Raw genomic sequence first — 9712 nt, forward strand, 5'->3', positions numbered from 1 at the left:
TGAGTGCAGCCCCGCCATGGGCTTATGTGCGGCCTCGATTTACCGTTGAGCCAAGAGCCGAGCCAAGAAAAGCTCGGCGACCCAGAGAGCGGGACCAGAGCGAAGTTGAATACCAGCGTACCGACGAAACTTCCGGCCGGCAAAAATGCCACCGCCGACAAGCTATTGGTGGCAGCCAGCGAGCTGATGATCGAGCGCGCTTCGATCGAGGTCTCGCTGTCCGACATCGCGCAGAAGTCGGGCGTCAACGCCGCGCTGGTGAAATATCATTTCGGTAACAAGGACGGGCTGTTGCTGGCGCTCTTGGCGCGCGACGCCGCCACCGAGATGTCGCAGCTCGAATATCTCATCGGCCAGCCGATCACGCCGTCCGCGAAACTGCGCCTGCATATCGGCGGCATCATCCGCGCCTATCACCAGTTCCCCTATATGAACCGGCTGATCCACTATCTCCTGCACGAGAGTTCGCCTGCCGCGGCCAACGAGGTGTCGAAATTCTTCGTCGCGCCGCTGTTGGATTTCCACCGCCGGCTGCTTGCGGAGGGCATCAAGGCCGGCGAATTCCGCAAGATCGATCCGGTGCTGTTCTACACCAGCCTGATCGGCGCCTGCGATCACCTGTTCTTCGGCCGCCACGCGATGTCGCGCGCGGTCGGCGTCGGTCCGGTCACCGACGAGGTCTGCCGCGAATACATCAAGCACATGGAAGCCTTGATCTTCGGCGGCGTGCTCAATCCCGATAAGGAAACGGCAGCGGTCGCCGCCGGCTAACAAGTTCAAGTCTAGAGAAGAAACGCTCAAGGAAAGGTTGTTCCCATGCAGTTGAAAGACGTTGCCGTTCTCATCACCGGCGGTGGCTCCGGCCTCGGTGCCGCAACCGCGCGCGCCATGGCCGCCAAGGGCGCCAAGATCGGCGTGATCGACCAGAACAAGGAAAACGCCGAGAAGGTCGCGGCCGAAGTGAAGGGCGTTGCCCTGCACGCCGACGTCACCGACGAGGAAGCGATCAAGGCCGCGATCGCCAAGGCCGAGGCTGCTCACGGCATCGCGCGCGTGCTGATGAACTGCGCCGGCATCGGCGGCTCGCAGCGCATCGTCGGCAAGGACGGCGTCTATCCGCTGGCGAAGTTCGTCCGCATCATCAATGTCAACCTGATCGGCACCTTCAACGTGCTGCGCCTGTTCGCCGAGCGGCTGGCGACCGAAGCCCCGATCGGCGAGGAGCGCGGCGTCGCGATCAACACTGCATCGGTCGCGGCCTATGAAGGCCAGATCGGCCAGATCGCCTATTCCGCCTCGAAGGGCGGCGTCGTCGGCCTCACGCTGCCGGCCGCGCGCGACCTCGCCAGCCTCAAGATCCGCGTCAACACCATCGCGCCCGGCCTGTTCCTGACGCCGCTGCTGATGGGTCTCAACGAAGAAGCCCGCAAGAGCCTCGGCGCCCAGGTGCCGCATCCGGCCCGCCTCGGCGACGCTTCGGAGTACGGCAACCTCGCGGTTCACATCGTCGAGAACCCGATGCTCAACGGCGAGACAATCCGCCTCGACGGCGCAATCCGCATGGCCCCGCGCTAGCGCGAGCGCCGCTCTTCTTCCCTTCTCCCCCTGTGGGAGAAGGTGGCGCGGACGCAGTCCGCGACGGATGAGGGGTTCTCTCCGCGGAGACAGACCCCTCACCCAATCGAATGCAAAGCTGACAGCGAACATGCCCTCTCCCACAAGGGGAGAGGGCGCAGCAACGAGCATCGTGTTCGCTGAACGGGCGGGAGCAAGATGTGACAAATCCGCTGCTGATCGAACATCACGATGGAACAGATTGGGTCACGCTCAATCGCCCGGAAAGCCTCAACGCGCTCGATCCCGCGATGATCGATGCGCTCAACGTCTATTTCCAGAGCTTGCAGCGTAATCGCGACACCCGGGTCGTGGTGCTGAAGGGGGCCGGTGCGAATTTCTGCGCCGGGCTCGATCTCAAGCACGCGATGGCCCGCCGCGGCGGGCAGACCGAGCCACCCGGCGTCACGGAGTCGCTGGACTCGCAGCGGCGCATCGCCGACATCGTGATGCTGATGCGGCGCTGCCCGCAGCCGATCATCGCGCTGGTGCAAGGCGCGGCCGCCGGCGGCGGCTTTGCGCTGGCGCTTGCGGCCGACATCCGCATCGCGGCGAAGAACGCTCGGATGAACTGCGCTTTCATCAAGCTCGGCCTCGGCGGCTGCGATATCGGCACCAGCTATTTCCTGCCGCGCCTCGTCGGCGTGTCGGTCGCTTCCGAGCTGATCCTCACCGGGCGGTTCATCAACGCCGACCGCGCGCTTGCGGTCGGCCTGGTGTCCGAGGTGGTCGAGGCCGCCGATCTCGACGCTGCGGCCAATCCTTACGTCGATGCGATGATGACGGCCTCGCCGGTCGGGCTCCGCCTCTCGAAAGAATGCATCAACATGAGCGTCGATGCCGGCTCGATCGAAGCCGTGATTGCGATGGAAGATCGCAATCAGGTGCTGTGCAGCCGCTCCGAAGATTTCCAAGAAGGCATCAAGGCCTTTCTCGAGAAACGAAAGCCTGTCTATATCAGGCGCTGAGAACAGATCCTCAAAAGGACAAGAATTCCGGGAGACGCAAAATGGATGGAGACGCGGCGATGCTGACGCAACCCGCCTTCCGCAAGGTGGATTGGCTCGCGCGTGACATCGCGGTCGAGCGGCGCGCCGACGGCACCATCGTCCTGAAGTCGCGGATCCCGCTCCAGGCCTACGAGACGCATATTCCGGCCTATCTCGCCAAATGGGCGGTGAAGGCGCCGGAGCGCATCTGGCTCGCGCAGCGCGGCGGTCCCGACCGGCAGTGGCGCAAGGTCTCCTATGGCGAAGCCAAGCGCACCGTCGATGCGCTCACGCAAGGCCTGCTTGATCTCGGCGTGACCGACGGCCGGCCCGTTGCGATCCTGTCCGGCAATTCGATCGAGCACGCGCTGATGACGCAGGCCGCGATGCAGGCGCGGTTGCCGGCTGCGCCGGTGTCGCCGGCCTATTCCCTGATGAGCCAGGATCATCTCAAGCTCAAATATCTGTTCAACCTGATCAAGCCCGCCGTCGTGATGGTGCAGGACGGCCCGGCCTTCGAGAAGGCACTGAAGGCGATCGATCTCTCCGGCATCACGGTGGTCCACGTCCTGCGTCCCTGCGAAGGCATCAAGAGCACGGCCTTTGCCGAGCTCGCAGCAACGAAGGTCACGGCTGATGTCGGCGCGTCGATCGCGAAGATCACGCCCGCGACCGTCGGCAAGCTGCTGTTCACCTCGGGCTCGACCGGCATGCCGAAGGCCGTGATCAACACCCAGCAGATGATGTGCGCCAATGCGGCGATGATGATGCAGGTGCGCCCGCGCGAAGCCAACGGCCCGATCCCGACCGTGCTCGACTGGATGCCGTGGAACCACACCATGGGCGGCAACGCCGCGTTCAATCCGGTGCTGGTCGACGGCGGCACGCTCTACATCGACGACGGCCGGCCTATGCCGGGTCAGCTCGAGGAAACCATCAGGAACCTGCGCGAGGTGTCGCCGACCTATTACGCCAACGTGCCGGCCGGCTATGCGGCGCTCGCGGCTGCGATGGAGAAGGACCAGGCGTTGTGCCAGAGCTTCTTCAAGAACCTCTCGATCATGGCCTATGGCGGCGCCCGGCTGCCCGACGATCTCTATGACCGCATGCAGGCGCTTGCGGTGAAGACCACGGGCGAGCGCATCGTGTTCTACACCGGTTGGGGTTCGACCGAGACCGCGCCGACCTCGACCGGCACCTACTGGGACACCGAGCGCGTCGGCCTGATCGGCCTGCCGTTCCCGGGTGTCGAGCTGAAGATGGTGCCGTGCGGCTCGAAATACGAATTGCGGCTGCGCGGGGTCAACGTCACGCCCGGCTATTTCGGCCAGCGGGACCTCACGGCGAAGATGTTCGACGAGGAAGGCTTCTACTGCATCGGCGATGCCGGCGTGTTCGTGGATCCTGCGGATCCGCTGAAGGGCATCATCTTCGCCGGCCGCGTGGTCGAGGATTTCAAGCTGACCACCGGCACCTTCGTCCATGTCGGCTCGCTGCGCACCGATGCGATCGCTGCCGCGACTCCGGTCGTGCATGACGCGCTGGTCGCGGGGCAGGATCGCGAGTTCATCGGCCTGCTGTGTTGGCCCAACCTGCACGCCTGCCGCCAACTCGTCGGCAATGCGGATGCGAGCTACGAGGATGTGATCCGACATCCCGAGGTGGTCGCGTGTCTCAAGAATGGTTTACAGGCGCACAACGCATCCACCACCGGCAGCAGCATGCGCATTGCGCGTGCGATGCTGATGGTCGAGCCGCCGTCGATCGACGGCAACGAGCTCACCGACAAGGGCTACATCAACCAGCGCGCCGGCCTCGAACGCCGCGCCGCGCTGGTGGAGAAGCTCTATGCCGGCAAGCCCGGCGACGAGGTGATCGTGCTGTGATGAAGCCAGACTCTCTCCTCTCGTCAGTCCGGGATGCGCCGCAAGGCGCAGGCCCGGAATCCATCAAGCCGCATAATCCGTTGATCGATGGATTCCGGGCTCGCGCTTCGCGCGCCCCGGAATGACGGGCAATTGAAACGACAAGAACGAAAAAGGAAAACGCCATGAATTTCGATTTCTCCGACGAACAGAAGCAGATGCGCGACGAGGCGCGGAAATTCCTGAGCGAACAGTGCCCGCCGAAGGCCGTGCGCGAGGTGCTCGACGGCAAGGCGCCCTATGACAAGGCGCTCTGGAAAGGCCTCGCCGAGATGGGATTCCTGGGCGTTGCGATCCCGGAGCAGTTCGGCGGCGCGGGTGCCGGTCATCTCGAACTCTGCGTGATCGCCGAGGAAATGGGCCGCGCGCTGGCGCCGGTGCCGTTCTCCTCCACCGTCTATCTCGCCGCCGAAGCGATCCTCATCGCAGGCAGCGACGCGCAGAAGCAGAAGTGGCTGCCCAAGATCGCCTCCGGCGACGCCATCGGCACGCTGGCGCTGTTCGAGGGCAAGGGCAACCCGTCGCCGAAGGCGGTCAAGGTCACGGCCAATGGCGGCGTGCTCAACGGTGTCAAGAAGCCGGTCGCTGACGGTGCGATCGCTGATTTCGCTGTTGTCGCTGCACGCACCGGTTCGAGCGGACGCGAGTCGGATATCTCCCTGTTCATCGTCGATCTCAAGGCCGGTGGCGTCGAGGTCAAGTCGCTGACCAATATCGATCTCACCCGCGGCCAGGCTGAGATCACCTTCAAGGACGCCAAGGCCGAGCCGCTCGGCCCGGCCGGCGAGGGCTGGAGCGTCATCACCCAGGTGCTGGATCGCGCCGCCGTGTTGACGGCGTTCGAGCAGGTCGGCGGCGCCGACCGCGCGCTGGAGATGGGCCGCGACTATGCGCTCGACCGCATCGCGTTCGGCCGTCCGATCGGCTCGTTCCAGGCGGTCAAGCACATGCTGGCCGACATGTATGTCTCGGCAACGCTGGCGCGCTCGAATTGCTACTACGGCGCCTGGGCGCTCTCGACCAATGCCGGCGAGTTGCCGGAAGCGGCCGCCGCTGCGCGCATCAGCGCGACGCAGGCGTTCCAGCACTGCGCCAAGAACAACATCCAGGTCCATGGCGGCATGGGCTTCACCTGGGAGTTCGACTGCCACATGTACTACCGCCGCGCCAACGCGGTGGCGCTGGGTCTCGGCAGCCTGTCCTATTGGGAAGACGCGCTGATCGATCGCATGCGCAAGAAGAACGCTGCGTAAGCGAGGGACCGTCATGAATTTCGACGATACCCCGCAGGAAGCCGCATTCCGCGCCGAGGCGAAAGCCTGGATCGCGGCCAATGCGCCCAGGCAATATGAGGACGAGCTGCGCAAGGCCTCGCTCGGCCGCGTTGCGCTCAAGGGCGCCAATATCCTCGAAGTGGCAAAAGCCTGGCAGAAGAAGAAGGCGGATGCCGGCTGGGCCTGCCTGCACTGGCCGAAGGAGTATGGCGGCCGCGGCTCGTCGCCGATCGAGCGCGTGATCTGGCAGCAGGAGGAGGGCCCGTTTGGCCGCCTCAGCTCGATGTTCATCATCGGCCACGGCATGTGCGGCCCGACCATGATGGCGTTCGCCGGCGAGGAGCAGAAGCGCAAATATCTGCCGCCGCTCGCCTCCGGCGAGAAGATCTGGTGCCAGTTGTTCTCCGAGCCCGCCGGCGGCTCTGACGTCGCCGGCCTGCGCACCCGCGCCGAGAAGAGCGGCGACGAATGGGTCATCAACGGCCAGAAGATCTGGACGTCAGGAGCGCATTATTCCGACTACGGCATCCTGCTGACCCGCACTGATCCTGACGTCGCCAAGCACAAGGGCCTCACCATGTTCTTCCTGGACATGAAGAGCCCGGGCGTTGAGGTCAGGCCGATCAAGCAGGCGAACGGCGCCTCCGACTTCAACGAGGTCTATTTCACCGACGTGCGGATTCCGGTCTCGCAGCGGCTCGGCAATGTCAATGACGGCTGGAACGTGTCGCTGACCACGCTGATGAACGAGCGGATGTCGATCGGTGCCGGCGTCGCCAACGGCTTCCCCGAGCTGTTCGACTTCTGCAACAGCCTGATGCTGGAGGATGGCCCCGCAATCGAGAACCGCGCGGTGCGTTCGAAGCTTGCGAACTGGGCGGTGAAGGCGAGCGGGCTGAAATACACCAGCATGCGCGCGATCTCCGCGCTGTCGCGTGGTGAACGTCCGGGGCCGGAGAACTCGATCGGCAAGCTGGTCGCCGGTTCGATGATCCAGGACGTGGCGACCTGCGCGCTCGATCTGCAGGGTGCCGCGGGCGCCTTGAGCGGACCCGAGGATGCCGAAGTCGCCGGCAAATTCCAGGCGATGCTGCTGCGCGCGCCGGGCACCCGCGTCGAGGGCGGCACCGACGAGATCATGCGCAACATCATCGCCGAACGCGTGCTCGGTCTGCCCGGCGACATCCGGGTCGACAAGGACGTTCCCTTCAACAAGATCCCGACCAAGGGCCGCGCCTGAGCGCGCGCAACCGAAAGAGGTTCGCCATGAATTTCGATGACACGCCGCAGGAAGCCGAATTCCGCGCCGTCGCCCGCAAATGGATCGCTGCCAACGCGCCGAAGGAATTCGAGGAGGAGCTCTCGAAGTCCTCGCTCGGCCGCATCCGGCTCGCCAAGCACGACATGGTCGAGGTCGGCAAGGCCTGGCAGAAGAAGAAGGCGGAAGGCGGCTGGGCCTGCCTGCACTGGCCGAGGGAATATGGCGGCCGCGGCGCCACCCCGATCGAGCGCGTGATCTGGCAGCAGGAAGAAGGCGTCTACGGCAAATTGACCCAGCCGTTCCAGATCGGCGAGGGCATGTGCGGCCCGACCGTGATGGCCTGGGGCAGCGAAGACGCCAAGCGCCGCTATCTGCCGAAGCTCGCCTCGGGCGAAGAGATCTGGTGCCAGCTGTTCTCCGAGCCCTCGGCCGGCTCCGACGTTGCCGGTCTGCGCACCCGCGCCGAGAAGAAGGGCGACAACTGGGTCGTCAACGGCCAGAAGATCTGGACCTCTGGCGCGCATTACTCCGACTACGGCCTGTTGATCGCGCGCACCGATCCGAATGTGCCCAAGCACAAGGGCCTCACGATGTTCTTCCTCGACATGAAGAGCCCCGGCGTCGAGGTCCGGCCGATCAAGCAGGCCAACGGCATGCAGGAGTTCAACGAGGTCTATTTCACCGACGTCGTGATCCCGGACAGCCAGCGGCTCGGCGCAGTCGGCGAGGGCTGGAGCGTGTCGCTGACCACGCTGATGAACGAGCGCATGTCGATCGGTTCGCGGCTTGCGACCGGCGTCCCCGAGATGTTCGAGTTCTGCTCCAATTTGATGCTGGAGGACGGTCTTGCGATCGACGATCCGGCGGTGCGCTCCAAGCTTGCGAGCTGGGCGGTGAAGGCGAGCGGGCTGAAATACACCAGCTACCGCGCCATCTCGGCGTTGTCGAAGGGTGAGCGTCCCGGTCCGGAAAACTCTATCGGAAAGCTCGTCTCCGGCCTGATGCTGCAGGACATCGCGACCTACGCGATGGACCTGGAGGGCGCGGCAGGCAGCCTCACCGGCGCCGACGAGGAGCAGGCCAACGGCCAGTTCCAGCAGATGCTGCTGTCGTCGCCTTCGATGCGCATCGCCGGCGGCACCGACGAGATCCTGCGCAACATCATCGCCGAGCGCGTGCTGGGTCTGCCTGGCGATATCCGCGTCGACAAGGACGTGCCCTACAACAAGATCCCGACCAAGGGGCGTTGAGCATGGACGCGAAGACACCCGACGCGCGCTACCCGACCGAAGACCGCATCGGCGCGCTCGAGGAATTGCTCAACGAGCGCTATTCGGTACGCGCGTTCCAGCCGCGCGAGGTGCCGCGCGACGTCATCGAGCACATTCTCACCACCGCGCAGCGCACCGCGTCCTGGTGCAACAGCCAGCCCTGGGAAGTCCTGATCGTCTCCGGTGAGGCCAAGGAGCGGTTTCGCAAGGCGATCTATGCCGAGGCCTCGCGCGGCCTCGGCGATGATTACGACTTCACGCCGCCGCGCGAGTATGTCGGCGTCTATCTGGATCGCCGCCGCGAAAGCGGCTTCCAGCTCTACAATACGCTCGGCATCGCGCGCGGCGACAAGGCGGCCTACGCCAAACAGGCACTGGAGAATTACAATTTCTTCGGCGCGCCGCACGTTGCCGTGATCCACACCAACGAGCCGCTCGGAATCTATGGAGCGATCGATTGCGGCGGCTATGTCTCGAACTTCATGCTGGCCGCGCAGGCGCTCGGGCTCGGCACCATCCCGCAGGCCGCGATCGCGCGTCATTCCGGCCTGATCCGCCGTCACTTCAACCTGCCCGATGACCGCCGGGTTGTCTGCGGCATCTCGTTCGGCTATGCAGATCACGCGCACAAGGTGAACAGCTACCGCACGTCGCGCGCAACTGTGGCGAATACTGTCACATTCGTCGATGTATAATTTCCTCAAGGCGGGAAGGTCGGTTCACCCTCCCGCCGAGGACAAGAAGAAACGGCAAGAAGAACGACTTGAACAACAATGGCGAATAACGCCTCCCTGACGCCGGCTGAGATCAGCTGGCAGCTGCACCGTCTGCCTGCGCTCAAGCGCGACGCGTTCATCGCTTCGCATTATCTCGGACAGCCCGTCGCCTGGAAGACCCGCTTCTTCGACGCGATCGACTGGGGCGCGGGCTCAGTGCTGCAATTCAGCTTCCTGCAACGCGGCTGGCACCGCCATTCGCGGCTCGACAATCCGATCTATGCCTATATCGACATCCAGAAACATCCGGAAACGCGCGGCCTGCGCCGCGGCCGGCGGATCGACCTCGAGGGCACCATCAAGGGCGTCGACTTCGTGACCGGGATTACGCTGACGCTGGACCGGTTCGAGATCCTGCCGGTCAATTTTCTCGACCGCTTCGTCATCAGCTCGGACAGTCGTTACTGACCAGGCATGATGGAGCAAGTATCAGCAGCATCGGAACCGCGTCCCCTCTCCCGCTTGCGGGGGAGGGCTAGCACTACTTTGGCAGATTGTTGATTTTGCCGTGCGTTATAGGATTCCCGAATCAATTTTTCAATGATTCATGGGTGGTCGGCTCTTGGAGGGCTGACCATGGCGGAATGGGAAGACGAACTCGA

General features: G+C 64.3%; 9 protein-coding genes. All 9 read left to right on the plus strand.

Annotated elements, in window-relative coordinates; all coding sequences use genetic code 11:
* The first annotated feature begins 105 nt into the window (after positions 1-105).
* Positions 106-771: a TetR family transcriptional regulator gene (locus FNJ47_RS18335; RefSeq protein ID WP_163155488.1), complete on the plus strand. Its 666-nt coding sequence runs from the start codon at positions 106-108 to the stop codon at positions 769-771.
* A 45-nt stretch (positions 772-816) separates the two neighbouring features.
* The gene (locus tag FNJ47_RS18340) at positions 817-1575 is read left to right on the plus strand and encodes an SDR family NAD(P)-dependent oxidoreductase (protein WP_066513200.1); all 759 of its coding nucleotides are present in this window, start codon (positions 817-819) and stop codon (positions 1573-1575) included.
* Between the two features lie 200 nt (positions 1576-1775).
* On the plus strand, positions 1776-2582 hold the full coding sequence (locus FNJ47_RS18345; protein WP_163155490.1) for an enoyl-CoA hydratase-related protein: 807 nt from the start codon (positions 1776-1778) through the stop codon (positions 2580-2582).
* Positions 2583-2623: 41 nt separating this feature from the next.
* Positions 2624-4489: an AMP-binding protein gene (locus FNJ47_RS18350; protein ID WP_163155492.1), complete on the plus strand. Its 1866-nt coding sequence runs from the start codon at positions 2624-2626 to the stop codon at positions 4487-4489.
* A gap of 164 nt (positions 4490-4653) precedes the next feature.
* Positions 4654-5781: an acyl-CoA dehydrogenase family protein gene (locus FNJ47_RS18355; RefSeq protein ID WP_163155494.1), complete on the plus strand. Its 1128-nt coding sequence runs from the start codon at positions 4654-4656 to the stop codon at positions 5779-5781.
* Positions 5782-5794: 13 nt separating this feature from the next.
* Entirely contained in the window at positions 5795-7042 is a 1248-nt protein-coding gene (locus FNJ47_RS18360; protein WP_163155496.1) for an acyl-CoA dehydrogenase, read from the plus strand.
* A gap of 26 nt (positions 7043-7068) precedes the next feature.
* The gene (locus FNJ47_RS18365; RefSeq protein ID WP_163155498.1) at positions 7069-8313 is read left to right on the plus strand and encodes an acyl-CoA dehydrogenase; all 1245 of its coding nucleotides are present in this window, start codon (positions 7069-7071) and stop codon (positions 8311-8313) included.
* A gap of 2 nt (positions 8314-8315) precedes the next feature.
* Positions 8316-9029, plus strand: a complete 714-nt coding sequence (locus FNJ47_RS18370) for a nitroreductase (protein WP_163155500.1) — start codon at positions 8316-8318, stop codon at positions 9027-9029.
* A 78-nt stretch (positions 9030-9107) separates the two neighbouring features.
* Entirely contained in the window at positions 9108-9518 is a 411-nt protein-coding gene (locus FNJ47_RS18375; protein ID WP_163155502.1) for a hypothetical protein, read from the plus strand.
* Positions 9519-9712: the final 194 nt, after the last annotated feature.

The organism is Bradyrhizobium uaiense, from assembly GCF_010811875.1.
Lineage (GTDB): Bacteria > Pseudomonadota > Alphaproteobacteria > Rhizobiales > Xanthobacteraceae > Bradyrhizobium > Bradyrhizobium uaiense.